The following is a 14779-nucleotide window of genomic DNA, read 5'->3' on the forward strand; positions in this document are numbered from 1 at the left end:
CGGTTTCTCCAGAACGGGCGGAGAAAGCCTTCTTTCCCCTTCCAACCCGTTCACGGAAAACCCGAACTTCCCTCTCACTTTCAGGCCACTGACTGGTTCAGGTCGGGATTGCAGACCTCCGCCCCCGCCGTCGCGCAGGACTGCGCCACCACGATCAGCGGGGCACAGGAAAAGGCGTGCCGAGGTTCCGGATCGGGGGTTCTTCCGACCGCGATCATCGGACCGCTGATGGCGAGCTTCATTACCCGGTCGAACTTGACGCAGCAACTATCGATCACCGGCAGCCCGGCGGCAATGGCCTGGACCTTGACGGTTTCGCATTCATAGCCAGAGAGGCTTGCGTTCAGATAGTGCAGCGAAAAGCCGCCGCGGCCGACCGTCAGATGACCACCCAACGTGGCGAGTGCCCAGTGATGCACTTTGGCGATATCGGCGCTGTCATCAAGATTGCGCATATATGGATACCCCCAGTGTCAAGCGATCTTTGAACGGTATAAGCGTGTGATCGGATGCGGTCATATATCAGGCCTCAATGTTGCGGCGCTTTGATGACCGCGGGCCGGTATGGTGATGCGCGGAGGCGGGTCCAAATCATGAATGAATGCTTCGACGCCTGTTGCGTAGAAATGGTTTTCCCGCTCCGGATCTTTCCGATCAGTAATCTCCCATGCTATTCGTCGATCTCTTCACACGTCCCGGATGCCGGGGCGAGGCGTTGCGCGAGTCGCGCTTACACCACTGCCTCCGGATTCCGATAATTTTCCTGTTTTGTCAGCATGGCCCAGATACCCCTCGCCATCCTGTTGGCCAGTGTGATCGCGACCAACATTTTCGGTTTGCGGTCCAGCATTCTGGCAAGCCAGCTGCCCTTGCGGACACCAAACCGCGTCGCTGCGGTGATCACCGACATGGCCCCGGTGATCAACAGGCTTCGAATGTCCTTCTGCCCCATCTTCGAGACCTTGCCGAGCCGGTCCTTGCCGCCCGTCGAGTGTTGCATTGGCACCAGGCCGAGCCAGGCCGCAAAGTCCCGCCCTCGTTTGAAGCAACTCATGTCCGGGGCAAAGGCCTCGATCGCCAGAGCGGTCTGCAACCCGACGCCCGGCATGGTCGTCAATATTCGCACCTTGCCGGATGATTTTGCCTCAGCCTTGAACTGGTTTGTCAGATCGGAAATCCTGGCCGACAGCGCCTCAATGTGCTCAAGGTACATCCGCGCAGTATCGCGCACGAGGTCGGGTAAGCCGTTGCTTTCGTCGTCCAGCGCAGCAATCAGCTTTTTCAGCCCGGCCTTGCTCTTCGGACCGATCACGCCGTATTCGGCAAGATGATCGCGCAGGGCGTTGATCGATTGCGTGCGCTGGCCGATGAACATCTTGCGGGACCGGAACAGCATGGCCCGAGATTGTTGCTCTATGGTTTTCACCTCGACGAACCGCATGGTCGGCCGGGATGCCGCCTCGGCGATCGCCTCCGCGTCCGCCCTGTCATTTTTCTGACGTTTGACATACACCTTTGCATACTGAGGTGGAATCAGCTTCACCTCATGGCCCAGCTGGCCGATCTCACGACCCCAGCCATGCGCTGTGGCACATGCTTCCATTGCAACCGTGCATTCGGGCTGTTCGGCCAGGAACGGCATGAATTGGGCGCGGCTCAATTTCTTGCGGTAGGCAACCGAGCCGTCAGCGCGCGCCCCGTGCACCTGAAAAACCTGCTTTGCAAGATCAACGCCGATGACGCTAACTTCCGACATGTGGTTACCTCCTCCATTTTCTATATCGATGCCGTCCAATGTAACGGCATCTGGCACATTGTGATGCCTTGGGCGGGGGTATCCACACTATCATGAATGATCTGCCGCGACGGGCGGCGCGGACCCGTTGCACGCCTGTCGACCCGTCATTGGGAAAAGGCCGCCCCCGGAAATCGGGAACGGCCAGCATCGGAAAAGATGAAAGGGGGAAACAGCACTACACGCCACACATGCCGTCGCATTCATCAGCGAAGATATCGAGCTGTCCTTTGTCCGCCAGTGTGTCGATGTCGGCATCATTGAGCGGCAGGCAGGAACGGTGCAGGAAAACCTCACCGCGCAGTTTGATGATGGCCGGGTCAGCCGGTCGATGGCGACAGCGTCGTCCCAGGATTCCGGATCTTCCTCGCGCATCCGCCGCCACGGCTCCATCGACATTTTCAGGCGTACGATTTCGTCGAAGGATATGCCAAGCCATTGCTCGACGACCGGGTGTTTGGGCGAATGTTTCCCTGCTATCCCGACCATCTCGCGAACCTTGCGCCGGATTGGCACAATTTTATACTCCGTCGTGCACTGGCGGCGGATCATGCCGATCTTGCCGGATGCGGATCGGGTAAAGGCCTGGATTGAGGCCCAGTGCTCACCGCGTGCGCAACGCACAAGCCCGTCGCGGATATTGCCGTTCGAGACCACATGCACCGGAAACGGCAACAAGTTCGGCGAGCGCAGCCAGGCAAGATGATCATGGACGGCCTTCGGCTCCCAGCCGGTATCGGCGAAGACAGCGCAATCGGCATCGGGGTGATCTCACCATGGGCCGCCATCAGCGCCAGCGTGGTCGATTGCACCCCGGCCCCGAGCGACAGCACCCGCAGCCGGATGGCGGACGGATCAGCCGGTGGCGGAAACAACACGTTCATGACCGACCTCCTGCGCGACTGCGCCGCCATGTGGCGGGTAGCTCGAAGGTGCAGGTCCAGATGCCCTTGCCAAGAAACCGCGCCTACCCTCGGCGGCGGTGTAGTTGTAGAGCCGGTTGGCGTCCCGGTCGGCAATCGCCCAGCCGTTCCACGCGACCCATTCGGACAGATCCTCGCCTCCGGCATAACAGACCGAGACATAGCGGTCCTGAATATCGGGGGTCGTGTTCTGCCAGACCTCGCAATTGACCGGGCGACCGTAGAGGAATGCGGCGAGCGCGGCTGCTTCTCTGCCGCAGGGTCAGGCGGCACCATCGCGGCAATGGCGGGTCTGGTCAATCTCCATGGCATCGACCCCGTAGAGGCGGTACTCGTTGCCTGCGATCTCGATCGTATCTGCATTGATCACATTGGCCAGACCGGAATGTTCATCATCAAGCGCGGGCCAGAAGGACACCAGGACAAAAAACACCATGCCGAGTGCAGCGCTCGTTCTGACAGGTTGAAACATCGGGAAGTCTCCTATTTCGGGTTGCGGACAAACAGGCTCTCTACTGGCCGCCGGCCCTTCACCCGCCCTGGACAGGCCTCTCGCTCCGACCGCTCACTCCGGTACCGGTTTCCCCTGCGGGTCCAGCAGTTGCCGGTAACCGCCCCGCACCATGGTGCGTGCTCCGGCCAGCAGACGCTGGACGCGGGTGCGGTAGCCCGCATCCCAGTCCTGACCTGCCGCCCGGCTCCCGAACAGGATGCCGGCGATCTCGCACTGGCTCGCCCCGGACGCCGCCCCGTCCAGGGCGCGCAGCATCAGAACCCAGCGCGGCGCGCGGCGTTCGGGCACCCAGAGGCGCCTGAGCAACCGGCCCCGGTGCGCCAGGCCGTAAAGGCGGCTTACGCTGAGCGGCTTGTTGCCGAATTCCGTCAGGCCGCGCAGGGTGCAGCCCGGCAGCACCGGACCGGCAAGCGCATCCCCGCCAGTCACCATCAGTTGCAGGTGCCGGGCGCCATCGCTGAACAGAAGATGCTGGCCGTCACCGCCCCGCACAACACCCCTGAGCAACGGAAGGCGGCCGCAGCAGAGCGCATCCGGATTGTCGGGAACTGTAGCGGCCAGGGGGTCGATCAGCGGCCCTGCCTCAAGCTGCAACACCTGCGGATTGCACGACGCCAGCCAGAAGAACAGTCCGCCGCCCACGACGCGGCAACAGCGCACGCCCCAAGGGGCAAGCGGACAGTCCATGTCGCAGATGACATGGCTGCTTGTGTCGAAAGGGCAGCAGCACAGACCGGTCAGATCGGCTACAAACGCCGGATTACGCCGCAGCCATTCGCCGGCCCAGCGATGCCGGTCGCCTGCCAGCAGCGGTCGGTAATGGTCGGGGTTGCGCCAGTCGGCGCATGGACTTATGCCGGGCTCGGATTCCTTCTCCTGCATGGGCGTTTCCTCCTCTTAAGTCGCCTGCCGAAGGCGAGCAGAGAAAGAAACGGCGGCGATCTGTTCGTTGTCTGTGTGTCTGCGCCTCCGCCGCCCGTATCAAGTATGACCGATACGGCAAGGGAAACGCGTCTGCGCGCGACCCGCGGAATTCTGTTTACCCGGTATGTTTATCCGGTATTGATCTGCAAACGGCGATATGTATTATGGGTACCTATTTGTATGTACAAAGGGTGTACTTGTCTCATGGCTCGCAAGGACGTTGCATTCAAGATCAGGATTGACAAAGAGTTGCGCCGTGCCTTCGTTGACGCATGCCGGGATCAGGACCGCCCTGCCGCGCAGGTACTCCGTGAGTTCATGCGCAGCTTTATTGCCGGGCAGGCCGAACATATCATGCCGACCGTACAGCCAATGGTGACTACGCGAGACACAAAAGCAGGTCGAAAGACGGGGGACTAAATGGCACGTGCCAGCCAGAACGAAGGAAACGGACCGACAGCCGCCAGCGAGAATGTCAGAAATCTAGATGGCTTCGTGTGGTCGGTCGCGGATATTCTGCGCGGAGATTTCAAACAGTCGGAATACGGCAAGGTCGTGCTGCCCTTCGTCGTGCTACGCCGCCTCGATTGTATTATTGCCAGGTTTCAGGGTGGGGGGAGCGTGGCGATTCCGAAAGAGCGAAATCGATCAATGGACGAAAGAGCAATCGACCAAAGGAGAAGATGCCGGCTCCTCGGGCAACACGGATCAGGAGAACAGATAATGTCTATATATTGGGTGATAGGCGGATGGAATCGGCGCTGCGATGCGGCAGGAAGGTTACAAAGGGCAGGCTGAATGAGTACTACCAGGGAAACTGAGCGTGCGGAACTGCACAAGACCATCTGGCGTATTGCCAATGACCTGCGCGGCAGCGTCGATGGCTGGGACTTCAAAAGCTATGTCCTCGGCATGCTGTTCTACCGCTTCATCTCCGAAAACCTGACCGGCTATCTCAATGAGCAGGAGCGCAAGGCGGGTGAACAGCGCTTTAACTACGCTGCCCTGAGTGACGAAGATGCCGAATTTGGTCGCACAGAGACAGTCAGGGAAAAAGGATTCTACATTCTGCCGTCAGAACTGTTCGCGAACGTAAGGAAACGGGCAAGACTTGATGACAATCTCAATGAAACCCTGAGCCGGATTTTTGCCGACATTGAGGGGTCTGCGGCAGGCACCGACAGCGAAGACGACTTCAAGGGCCTGTTCGATGATCTTGATGTGAACTCAAGCAAACTCGGAGCAACGGTGGCCAAGCGAAACGAGAAGCTGGTCAAACTGCTGGAAGCCATCGGTGATCTGCCGCTCTCCAACGGGTCGGGCAGTTTTAGCGAAAACACCATCGACCTGTTCGGCGATGCCTACGAATATCTGATGCAGATGTACGCCTCCACCGCCGGCAAGTCAGGTGGCGAGTTCTACACCCCGCAGGAGGTGTCCGAACTGCTCGCCCGCATCACCGTGGTGGGCAAGGACGAGATCAACAAGGTTTACGACCCGGCCTGCGGTTCCGGGTCGCTGCTCCTGAAGTTCGTCAAGGTGCTGGGGCACGACAAGGTGCGCCAGGGGTTCTTCGGTCAGGAGATCAACCTGACCACCTACAACCTTTGCCGCATCAACATGTTCCTGCATGATGTGAACTACGAGAAGTTCGACATCGCCCATGGCGACACCCTGACCGACCCGGTGCACTGGGATGACGAACCTTTTGAAGCCATCGTCTCCAATCCGCCTTATTCAATCAAATGGGACGGCAAGGACAACCCCCTGTTGATAAATGACCCGCGCTATGCCCCGGCGGGTGTACTGGCTCCGAAGAGCAAGGCCGATCTGGCCTTCACCATGCATATGCTTTCCTGGTTGGCGGTGAATGGCACGGCGGCCATTGTCGAGTTTCCCGGCGTGCTCTATCGCGGCGGGGCCGAACAGAAAATCCGCCAGTATCTGATTGACAACAACTACATTGACGCCGTCATCCAGTTGCCGCCCGATCTCTTTTTCGGCACGACCATCGCGACCTGCATCATCGTGCTGAAGAAATCCAAATCCGACAATGCCGTGCTGTTCATAGATGCATCGGCAGAGTTCGAGCGCAGCGGCAACAAGAACAAACTCACTGAGGAACACCAGAAAAAGATTTTGGATGCCTTTAACGACCGCAAGGACATCGAACATTTCGCGCAAGTGGTGCCAAACGAAACGATTGCCGAAAATGATTACAACATTTCCGTATCCTCCTACGTCGAACAGAAGGATGACCGAGAGGAAATCGACATCGCTGAGCTTAACGCCGAGATAGTCCGCATCGTTTCAAGACAATCAGAACTGCGGACGCAGATCGACGCCATCGTGGCTGACCTGGAGGGAAACTGAGCATGAGCCGGATTGACGACCTGATTGCGGAGTATTGTCCGGAGGGGGTGGAGCTTAAAGAGATTGGAGAAATCGCGGAATTGGTTCGTGGGAACGGAATGCCGAAGTCAGATTTTGTTGAGACTGGAGTTGGATGTATCCATTACGGTCAGATCTACACGCGCTACGGAATTTGGGCCACAGATACGATTTCCTTTGTGCCGCCTAAAAAGGCAGAGATTTTGGCAAAAGTCGATCCAGGCGATCTCATAATTACGAACACAAGCGAAAATCTTGAGGATGTTTGTAAGTCTGTTGCCTGGCTTGGGAATTCTCAAATCGTAACAGGCGGCCATGCAACGGTAATCAAGCACCAGCAAAATCCAAAGTACCTATCCTATTATTTTCGCACACCGGAGTTTTTTGCGCAGAAAAAGAAATGGGCCTTCGGAGCGAAGGTAGTCGATGTTTCAGCAAAGAGCCTCGCGAAAATCCGCATCCCCGTCCCCCCTCTTGAAGTACAGCGCGAGATCGTGAAGGTGCTCGACACTTTCACGGAACTTGAGGCTGAACTTGAGGCTGAACTTGAGGCGCGTCGGCGGCAGTACCAGTACTACCGCGACGCGCTATTGACCTTCGATGAGCACACTACTGCCGAAAGCAAGCAAGCAAGCAAGCAAGCAAGCAAGCAAGAATAAGGTGGGCGACATTGGGTGAGATTTGCAAGATAAATCGTGGCCGGGTGATGTCCAGGGATTATCTGAGGGACCATGCCGGGCCATATCCGGTCTACTCGTCGCAAACCGGCAACGAAGGTATCTTTGGCTTCATTGATACCTATGACTATGATTTTGAATCCATCACATGGACAACCGATGGTGCCAATGCCGGATCAGTTTTTTATCACGGCGGCGAGAAATTCAGCATCACCAATGTTTGTGGCTTTCTCAAAGTTGAAGACGACAACACAGTCGTTCCCAAGTATCTGTATTATACGTTAGGGCGGCTGACCAAACGTCATGTGAGTAAAGGCATGGGCAATCCGAAGCTGATGAGCAATGCCATGTCGAAAATTCGCATTCCAGTCCCACCTCTTTCCGAGCAGGCCCGCATCGTCGCTATTCTCGACAAGTTCGACGCGCTGGTGAATGATCTTTCCAGTGGCCTGCCCGCCGAAATCGCGGCCCGCCGCAAACAGTATGAATACTACCGAGACCGGTTGCTCACGTTCAGGGAGGCGGCCTGATGCCGGTTTGCCGGATCATCGCCGGGCCGAACGGTGCCGGCAAAACCACCTTCGCGCTGGAATACCTGCCGCTGGTGACGGGCTGTGCAAGTTTTATCAATGCCGACCTGATCGCCGCTGGCTTATCCCCGCTCGCACCGGAACGAAAATTTGTTGCTGCCAGTCGTATCTTTCTGCAGGAAATCGAACAACGCATCGCCGCGCGCGAGGATTTTGCCTTTGAGACCACATTGGCGGGGCGTGCCTATCTGCGATTGGTCAAGCGCCTGCAAGCCGAAGGCTGGCGGGTGGCGTTGATCTATCTGGCCTTGCCCGGTGTCGGGATGTCGAAACAGCGCGTGGCTGAGCGCGTCGCCCATGGCGGGCATGATGTTCCTGTAGCGGATGTGAAGCGGCGCTTTCCGCGCAGCCTGCGTCACCTGCTTGACGATTTCAGCCATCGCGTCGACAGTTGTACGTGCTTCATGAACGATGGCGAAAGCCCGGTATTGGTGTTCGAGCAACACGGCAAAGACCGGCATATTATCCACGACGATTACTACCAGCTTCTGCTTGAGGAGAGCCATCAATGAACACAACACAAAAACCCACACCTTCGCCAGAAGGACAATGGCAATTGGAAACGCTTCGCCTGGCCGTTCGTAAAGACTTGGAGAGAAAGCGGCGTCTGGGTCAATATGCTGTCATCTGGCAGAACGGCCAACCCGTCGGAATGGGTGAGGATGCGCCGGACCATGCCCCAGGCCCCAGGCACCGGAAACCTGCATGAACGAAGACATCGCGTCATACCGCATCGAACCGGTTGCGCTTTCAAGCGAAAGTACGGTCGTTGCCGAATACCTTGCCAATGAAGTACGGGAAACGGCGTATCAGTCGGAGGCCGAACTGGAACAGGTCTTTATCAGACAGTTGCAAGCACAGGCCTATGAATATCTTCCGATTACCTCGGAGTCCGACCTGATCGTTAATCTGCGCCGCCAACTGGAAACGCTCAACAGGATGACATTCACTGATTCGGAGTGGGAACGTTTTTTTGGCGCATCCATTTCCGCAGCAAACGACGGCATCAGGGAAAAGACCGCGCGGGTCCAGGAAGACCATGTTCAGGTCCTCAACCGGGATGACGGCACGATCAGGAACATTCGCCTGATCGATAAGCAGCATGTTCACAATAACAGTCTGCAGGTCATCAACCAGTATGAGGCAGGGGACGATACCGAGGGAGCACGGGCGGGTCGCTATGATGTGACGGTGCTGGTGAACGGCCTGCCGATGGTGCATGTGGAACTGAAACGCCGTGGCGTGGATATCCGCGAAGCCTTCAACCAGATCAACCGCTACCAGCGCGACAGTTTCTGGACCGGGTCCGGCTTGTTTCAGTATGTGCAACTGTTCGTCATCAGCAATGGCACGCTAACCAAGTATTACAGCAACACGGTCCGCGACGGGCATATCGCTGAACAGCGCGGCGGCAGACGCAAGCCCGGGAAAACATCCAACAGCTTTGCATTCACCAGTTGGTGGGCCGACGCCAGAAACAAGCCTATCACCGGCCTGACCGACTTTACCCGAACCTTCTTCGCCAAGCATACAGTGTTGAACATCCTGACCCGCTACTGCGTGTTCGATGTGGACCGCAAGCTGTTGGTCATGCGGCCCTATCAGATCGTGGCGGCCGAAAAGATACTGCAACGCATCGCAACCAGCACGAACCATCGGCAGTTGGGCACAACGGCGGCGGGCGGCTATATCTGGCACACGACGGGCAGCGGCAAGACGCTGACCAGCTTCAAGGCCGCACAACTCACCCGCGACCTGCCGGACATCGACAAGGTGCTCTTTGTGGTTGACCGCAAGGATCTGGATTACCAGACCATGCGCGAATATGAACGTTTTGAGAAAGGGGCTGCCAACTCCAATACGTCGACAGCGGTGCTGCAACGGCAACTGGAAGACCCGAACGCTCGCATCATCATCACGACTATCCAGAAGCTCAGCCGCTTCGTGGCAACGAACAGAAAACACCCGGTCTATGATGCACATGTGGTGGTGATTTTCGATGAGTGCCATCGCAGCCAGTTCGGCGACATGCATGCCGACATCACAAGAGTCTTCAAATGCCACCACCTGTTCGGCTTTACAGGCACGCCGATCTTTGCCGACAACGCAGGCACTCACGGTAACCCGCGCAGGCGCACAACCGAACAGGCATTTGGAGAAAGGCTACACACCTATACGATCGTCGATGCCATTAACGACAAGAATGTTCTGCCCTTCAGGATCGACTACATCAATACGATCAAGACATCGCCAGGCCTCAAAGATAAAAAGGTATCGGCCATTGACACGGAGCGGGCGTTAATGGCTCCTGAGCGCATCACCCAGGTCGTCAGCTACATCCGGGAACACTTTGATCAGAAAACCAGGCGACAAACCCACTACCGCCATGACGGCAAGCGTCTGGCTGGTTTCAACTCTTTGTTTGCCACCGCCTCCATCGAAGCCGCAAAACGCTACTACACCGAGTTCGCAAAACAACAGCAGGGTGTTCCACTCGTCCGGCAACTGAAGATTGCTCTGATCTACAGCTTTGCCGCCAACGAAGAGGAGGGCGATGGTTTGCTGGGCGAGGAAGCGTTTGAGACCGAAAGACTGGATCAAGGGTCGAGAGATTTTCTGGGGGATGCGATCAGGGACTATAATGCCTTGTTCGCCACCAGCTTCGATACATCGGCTGACAAGTTTCAGAATTACTACAAGGATGTTTCGGAGCGTCTCAAAAAGCGCGAACTGGATCTGGTAATTGTGGTTAACATGTTCCTGACCGGCTTTGACGCCACCACGCTCAACACGCTATGGGCGGACAAGAACCTGCGCACCCACGGGCTGATCCAGGCCTGGTCGCGCACCAACCGCATCCTCAATTCGGTCAAGACATATGGAAACATCGTTTCCTTTCGCGATCTTGACCAGGAAACCAACGAGGCCCTGGCGCTTTTCGGGAACAAGGATGCGAAGGGTATCGTGCTCCTGAAACCATACGGAGAATACTACGAGGAGTACCGGACGCTCATAGAGGAATTGCTCGAAACGTTTCCACTCAACGTGGGTGTTGCGGGCGAAGCAGATCAGAAAGAGTTCATCAAGCTGTTTGGCGCGATCCTGCGGCTGAAAAATATTCTCACGGCATTCGATGATTTTGCCGGCAACGAAATCCTCAACGACCGTGAGTTTCAGGACTACCAGAGCCTGTATCTGAATCTCTACGCCGAGTTCCGCAGCGCTTCCGAAGCGGAAAAAGAGTCGATCAATGACGATGTGGTATTCGAGATCGAACTGATCAAGCAGGTCGAGGTCAATGTCGATTACATTCTGATGCTGGTCGAAAAGTACCTGCGGAAGAAAGGCACGGGCGAAGATAAGGAAATCCGGGAGACAATCGGGCGTGCAGTCAATGCCAGCCCGAGCCTGCGCAACAAGAAAGACCTCATCGAACAGTTTGTGGATTCCGTTTCAGCAAACACGAGGGTCGATGCAGAGTGGGCTGCCTTCATTGCGGCCAGAAAGGCGGCGGAACTTGACCGGATCATCGCGAACGAAAGTCTCGATGCCGAAGAGACAAAGGCATTTGTTGACGATGCGTTCCGCGACGGCGCGATCCCGGTCACCGGTAAGGCCATCATGAAAATCTTGCCACCAGTTTCGAGATTCAACAAAAACAACGACCACGCGGTGAAGAAGCAAACTGTGCTGGACAAGCTCAGCACATTTTTCGACCGCTTCTTCGGGCTCTGAATATGGCACGCAACACTCTCTTCGCAACGATGATCGCCGACCATAACACCTGCCTCATTCCAGCAACCTCACCACTGTTCAATGCTCAACATCACCATGGCGGCGCACGTTTCTGGCCGGTCGGGCGATTAAGGGAGCGGTTGAACTTACATAAGGGCCATAGGCGTTTTTCACACCCCGGGCGATCCTTTGGCAAGGATTTCCGCAGTGAGGATGACTATGGTAGAAACCGAAAATTTCGAAACGGGCCCGACTGGTCAACCGGCTTCCGACGATACATCGGACCGACCGGTCCTGTCAGTGGATTGCGAGCGGTATGAACGCTTTTTGCGGGACAATAACCTTACGGACGACGAGAAACGGGAATTCCTGAAGGCACTCTGGACCATCATCGTCGACTTCGTCGATCTCGGCTTCGGGGTCCATCCGTTACAACAAGCCTGTGAGCAGCCAGCAGGAAAGACTACGGATGCGACGGTGGCCATAGTATCTTCGAACCCGAGAGACACCAAACAAGACATTGTGGCCGCCAGCGACCCGCAGGATAGAAAGATGGCCCAAGAGGAAGACCTGAGCCCATGATACCAACTACAGATGAAGACATTTCACCTGGCACCAAAGCCGTCATTTACGCACGTGTCTCGTCCGCCAAACAGGCAAAAGTCGGAGACGGTCTCGGATCACAAACAACACGCTGCTCGGAATATGCTTGTAGAAAAGCGTGCAATTTTGACCCCCTAAGCGGGGAAATCGGCGTCCAAATTTGACCCCTCCCTATGGTTGTAGACATCCTTTTCATTGAGCAGTCGATGGAGAGGCAAGCGGGATGATTTGCGTGGAAACTATTAGAAAAGTGCGTCGCTTACACCTGATCGAAAAAAAGAGCATCAAGGAAATTTGCCGTTCGCTCAATTTGAGCCGTGCAACGGTTCGAAAGATAATCCGATCGGGAGTGACGGAGTTCAAATATGAGCGCAAATCGCAGCCATACCCGGTGCTCGGGCCTTGGCGCGCGCGTCTGGATGAAACGCTTGAGGAGAACGAGGCGCTTCCGAAGAAACACCGCAAGCGGATGACCAAAATCTGGAAGGAACTCTCCGATGATGGTTTTGGCGGCGGGTATGACAGTGTTCGACGCTACACAAAGAATTGGCGCATTGCGCACGGCCGACAACAGGCGCAGGCGTTCATCCCGCTGATCTTTGATCCTGGGGAGGCGTACCAGTTCGACTGGAGTGTGGAGACGGTTTTGATGGACGGTGCACTCACGACCGTGAAGGTTGCCCATTTCAAACTTTGCCATAGCCGCATGCCATTCTCCATTGCCTATCCGCGCGAGACGCAGGAGATGGTCTTTGATGCCCACGACGAGGCCTTCAAATTCTTTGGTGGAGGCTGCATCAACGGGATCTACGATAACATGACGACCGCCGTCGATGCGATCCTGTCGGGCAAGGAAAGAAAGTTCAACAAGGCATTCTCCCGGATGTGTTCTCATCATCTGGTGAACCCGATCGCCTGTACGCGCGCGGCCGGTTGGGAGAAGGGTCAGGTTGAGAATCTGGTCAAGGAGAGCCGCGCCTATAGTTTTACACCGCGTCTGGAGGTGGCCGACTTCGATGAATTGAATGCCCGGCTGCAAAAAGACGCGATCAAACGCGCAAAAGAACTGCGGCATCCGGAAAACCTGGAGGTGACGGTCTGGGAGGAGTTCCAGCAGGAAAAGCCGCTGCTGACGCATCTGCAGAAGCCCTTCGTCGGGTTCCGTGAAAAGACGGTCGCCGTGAGCCGAACCTGCCTGATCAACTTCGAAAGAAACAAATACAGCGTTGAGGCAAGAGCTGTTGGACGTCAGGTCCAGTTGCAGGTCTACGCCACGCGGATTGTCCTGCGCCAAGACGGTGAGATTGTCGGAGAGCACGAACGGTGCTTCGGCCGAGGAAAAACGATCTTCAACCCTTGGCACTATGTGCCCGTCCTCAAGCGCAAGCCTGGCGCTCTGCGCAATGGAGCACCGTTCCGTGACTGGGACCTACCACCGGCAATGACGCAGATCTGGACCCATCTGCGGGGCACATCCGACGGAGACCGGCAACTTGCCGATATTCTTTTCGCTGCTTACCAGCACGACATTGATGTGGTCGAGGCTGCCTGCGAAGAAGCTCTAAAATCTGGCCTGCGCAAGGCCGATGCGATCCTGAACATTGTCTCTCGGCGCACCAATCCCCCGCCGCCAAAGGCGATTGAGCCGCCTGCCCACCTGCAGCTGAAAATGGCACCGATCGCGGATTGCGCTCGCTATGACAGGCTTGGAGGCTCCCATGCAACTGCGTAAGGAAATTCTCGAACTTGCCCGTCAACTGAAGTTGCCAGGCATCGTCAACTGCTTTGACGAAGTGATGCAGGCCGCAGCCAAAAACAACTGGCGGCCCCAACAGGTCGTGGCCGAACTCCTCACGGCCGAACTGGCCGAAAAGACTGCGCGCTCGATCCGGTATCAGATGGGTGCCGCAAAGTTCCCGGTCTGCAAGTCCTTACCTGAGTTCGACTTCACGGTCAGCCCCGTCAACGAGGAAGTCGTGCGCAATCTTCATGACGGCGATTTTATGGACCAGGCCAGGAATGGCGTGCTGGTCGGTGGAACCGGATCGGGCAAAACGCATCTCGCAACAGCGATCGGGGGCCACGCGGTCAATAACCGCCGGCGGGTCAGGTTCTTCAGCGCTGTGGATCTCGCGAACAAGCTGGAGGCTGAACATCGCGAAGGCAACGCCGGGCGGCTCAGCGAGCAGCTGATCCGCGTCGACCTCGTGATTATAGACGAACTCGGTTATCTGCCGTTCGCAGAGTCTGGTGGACGATTACTCTTCCATCTCATCAGCAAACTGTACGAGCGAACGTCTATTCTGCTAACAACCAACCTCGCATTTGCTGAATGGCCGAGTGTGTTCACAGATGCCAAAATGACCACTGCTCTCCTGGATCGACTGACACACCATTGCGATATCATCGAAACCGGGAACGAAAGCTGGCGAATTAACCACCGCGACTAACCTCGAAATCGGGGAATAAATTCAAAACAGACAGCAGGTCAAACCTTCAGTCGAGCTACGCTCTCTTTTCGGTTTGACCTGCTGTCCACCCCCTCCTGAATCAACCTAAACACGACCCCCTCAACGCCCCTCTTAGCTCCAAGGGGGGTCAAATTTGGACGCCGATGGGGGGTCATT

The 14779-nt window shown here is 56.6% G+C and carries 14 protein-coding genes; 9 read left to right on the plus strand and 5 right to left on the minus strand.

What is annotated here, in order from left to right; translation table 11 throughout:
• Positions 1 to 80: 80 nt before the first annotated feature.
• From ACOERD_RS15050 to ACOERD_RS15070, 5 genes are all read right to left on the minus strand, one after another.
• Positions 81 to 455 carry a hypothetical protein gene (locus ACOERD_RS15050; RefSeq protein ID WP_419739576.1) on the minus strand — a complete coding sequence of 125 codons (375 nt, stop codon included), beginning with the start codon at positions 453 to 455 and terminating at the stop codon, positions 81 to 83.
• A 275-nt stretch (positions 456 to 730) separates the two neighbouring features.
• On the minus strand, positions 731 to 1756 hold the full coding sequence (locus tag ACOERD_RS15055; RefSeq protein ID WP_419739577.1) for an IS110 family transposase: 1026 nt from the start codon (positions 1754 to 1756) through the stop codon (positions 731 to 733).
• Between the two features lie 90 nt (positions 1757 to 1846).
• Positions 1847 to 2470 (minus strand): hypothetical protein, encoded by a 624-nt coding sequence (locus ACOERD_RS15060; RefSeq protein ID WP_419739578.1) that lies wholly within the window; start codon positions 2468 to 2470, stop codon positions 1847 to 1849.
• Between the two features lie 510 nt (positions 2471 to 2980).
• A complete protein-coding gene (locus tag ACOERD_RS15065) occupies positions 2981 to 3190 on the minus strand; it encodes a hypothetical protein (protein ID WP_419739579.1) in 210 nt (69 codons plus the stop codon).
• Positions 3191 to 3283: 93 nt separating this feature from the next.
• Positions 3284 to 4114, minus strand: coding sequence for a DUF2285 domain-containing protein (locus tag ACOERD_RS15070; protein WP_419739580.1), 831 nt, complete (start codon positions 4112 to 4114; stop codon positions 3284 to 3286).
• 462 nt (positions 4115 to 4576) lie between these two features.
• Here ACOERD_RS15070 and ACOERD_RS15075 point away from each other — a divergent pair, with 462 nt between their 5' ends.
• The 9 genes from ACOERD_RS15075 (at position 4577) to istB (ending at position 14602) form a co-directional block, all read left to right on the plus strand.
• On the plus strand, positions 4577 to 4954 hold the full coding sequence (locus tag ACOERD_RS15075) for a type I restriction-modification system subunit M N-terminal domain-containing protein (RefSeq protein ID WP_419739581.1): 378 nt from the start codon (positions 4577 to 4579) through the stop codon (positions 4952 to 4954).
• Positions 4955 to 6529, plus strand: coding sequence for a type I restriction-modification system subunit M (locus ACOERD_RS15080; RefSeq protein ID WP_419739582.1), 1575 nt, complete (start codon positions 4955 to 4957; stop codon positions 6527 to 6529).
• A gap of 2 nt (positions 6530 to 6531) precedes the next feature.
• A complete protein-coding gene (locus ACOERD_RS15085) occupies positions 6532 to 7206 on the plus strand; it encodes a restriction endonuclease subunit S (protein WP_419739583.1) in 675 nt (224 codons plus the stop codon).
• An 11-nt stretch (positions 7207 to 7217) separates the two neighbouring features.
• Positions 7218 to 7754: a restriction endonuclease subunit S gene (locus tag ACOERD_RS15090; protein ID WP_419739584.1), complete on the plus strand. Its 537-nt coding sequence runs from the start codon at positions 7218 to 7220 to the stop codon at positions 7752 to 7754.
• On the plus strand, positions 7754 to 8326 hold the full coding sequence (locus ACOERD_RS15095) for a hypothetical protein (RefSeq protein WP_419739585.1): 573 nt from the start codon (positions 7754 to 7756) through the stop codon (positions 8324 to 8326). Before ACOERD_RS15090 ends, ACOERD_RS15095 begins: the two co-directional genes overlap by 1 nt.
• 193 nt (positions 8327 to 8519) lie before the next feature.
• Positions 8520 to 11549: a type I restriction endonuclease subunit R gene (locus ACOERD_RS15100; protein WP_419739586.1), complete on the plus strand. Its 3030-nt coding sequence runs from the start codon at positions 8520 to 8522 to the stop codon at positions 11547 to 11549.
• Between the two features lie 219 nt (positions 11550 to 11768).
• Positions 11769 to 12131 carry a hypothetical protein gene (locus ACOERD_RS15105; protein ID WP_419739587.1) on the plus strand — a complete coding sequence of 121 codons (363 nt, stop codon included), beginning with the start codon at positions 11769 to 11771 and terminating at the stop codon, positions 12129 to 12131.
• Positions 12132 to 12375: 244 nt separating this feature from the next.
• Positions 12376 to 13884, plus strand: coding sequence for an IS21 family transposase (gene istA, locus ACOERD_RS15110; RefSeq protein WP_419737605.1), 1509 nt, complete (start codon positions 12376 to 12378; stop codon positions 13882 to 13884).
• Positions 13871 to 14602, plus strand: coding sequence for an IS21-like element helper ATPase IstB (gene istB, locus ACOERD_RS15115; RefSeq protein ID WP_419737606.1), 732 nt, complete (start codon positions 13871 to 13873; stop codon positions 14600 to 14602). Before istA ends, istB begins: the two co-directional genes overlap by 14 nt.
• The last annotated feature ends 177 nt before the right edge of the window (positions 14603 to 14779 follow it).

Source organism: Ruegeria sp. (assembly GCF_965199275.1).
In the GTDB taxonomy this organism is placed as follows: domain Bacteria; phylum Pseudomonadota; class Alphaproteobacteria; order Rhodobacterales; family Rhodobacteraceae; genus Ruegeria.

What these genes read in the sequence shown, in the direction of transcription:
- ACOERD_RS15055 (WP_419739577.1), bottom strand. Translation starts at nt 1,756, where the DNA reads ATGTCGGAAGTTAGCGTCATCGGCGTTGATCTTGCAAAGCAGGTTTTT.
- istA (WP_419737605.1), top strand. Translation starts at nt 12,376, where the DNA reads ATGATTTGCGTGGAAACTATTAGAAAAGTGCGTCGCTTACACCTGATC.
- istB (WP_419737606.1), top strand. Translation starts at nt 13,871, where the DNA reads ATGCAACTGCGTAAGGAAATTCTCGAACTTGCCCGTCAACTGAAGTTG.
- ACOERD_RS15095 (WP_419739585.1), top strand. Translation starts at nt 7,754, where the DNA reads ATGCCGGTTTGCCGGATCATCGCCGGGCCGAACGGTGCCGGCAAAACC.
- ACOERD_RS15085 (WP_419739583.1), top strand. Translation starts at nt 6,532, where the DNA reads ATGAGCCGGATTGACGACCTGATTGCGGAGTATTGTCCGGAGGGGGTG.
- ACOERD_RS15065 (WP_419739579.1), bottom strand. Translation starts at nt 3,190, where the DNA reads ATGTTTCAACCTGTCAGAACGAGCGCTGCACTCGGCATGGTGTTTTTT.
- ACOERD_RS15080 (WP_419739582.1), top strand. Translation starts at nt 4,955, where the DNA reads ATGAGTACTACCAGGGAAACTGAGCGTGCGGAACTGCACAAGACCATC.
- ACOERD_RS15105 (WP_419739587.1), top strand. Translation starts at nt 11,769, where the DNA reads ATGGTAGAAACCGAAAATTTCGAAACGGGCCCGACTGGTCAACCGGCT.
- ACOERD_RS15100 (WP_419739586.1), top strand. Translation starts at nt 8,520, where the DNA reads ATGAACGAAGACATCGCGTCATACCGCATCGAACCGGTTGCGCTTTCA.
- ACOERD_RS15070 (WP_419739580.1), bottom strand. Translation starts at nt 4,114, where the DNA reads ATGCAGGAGAAGGAATCCGAGCCCGGCATAAGTCCATGCGCCGACTGG.
- ACOERD_RS15075 (WP_419739581.1), top strand. Translation starts at nt 4,577, where the DNA reads ATGGCACGTGCCAGCCAGAACGAAGGAAACGGACCGACAGCCGCCAGC.
- ACOERD_RS15050 (WP_419739576.1), bottom strand. Translation starts at nt 455, where the DNA reads ATGCGCAATCTTGATGACAGCGCCGATATCGCCAAAGTGCATCACTGG.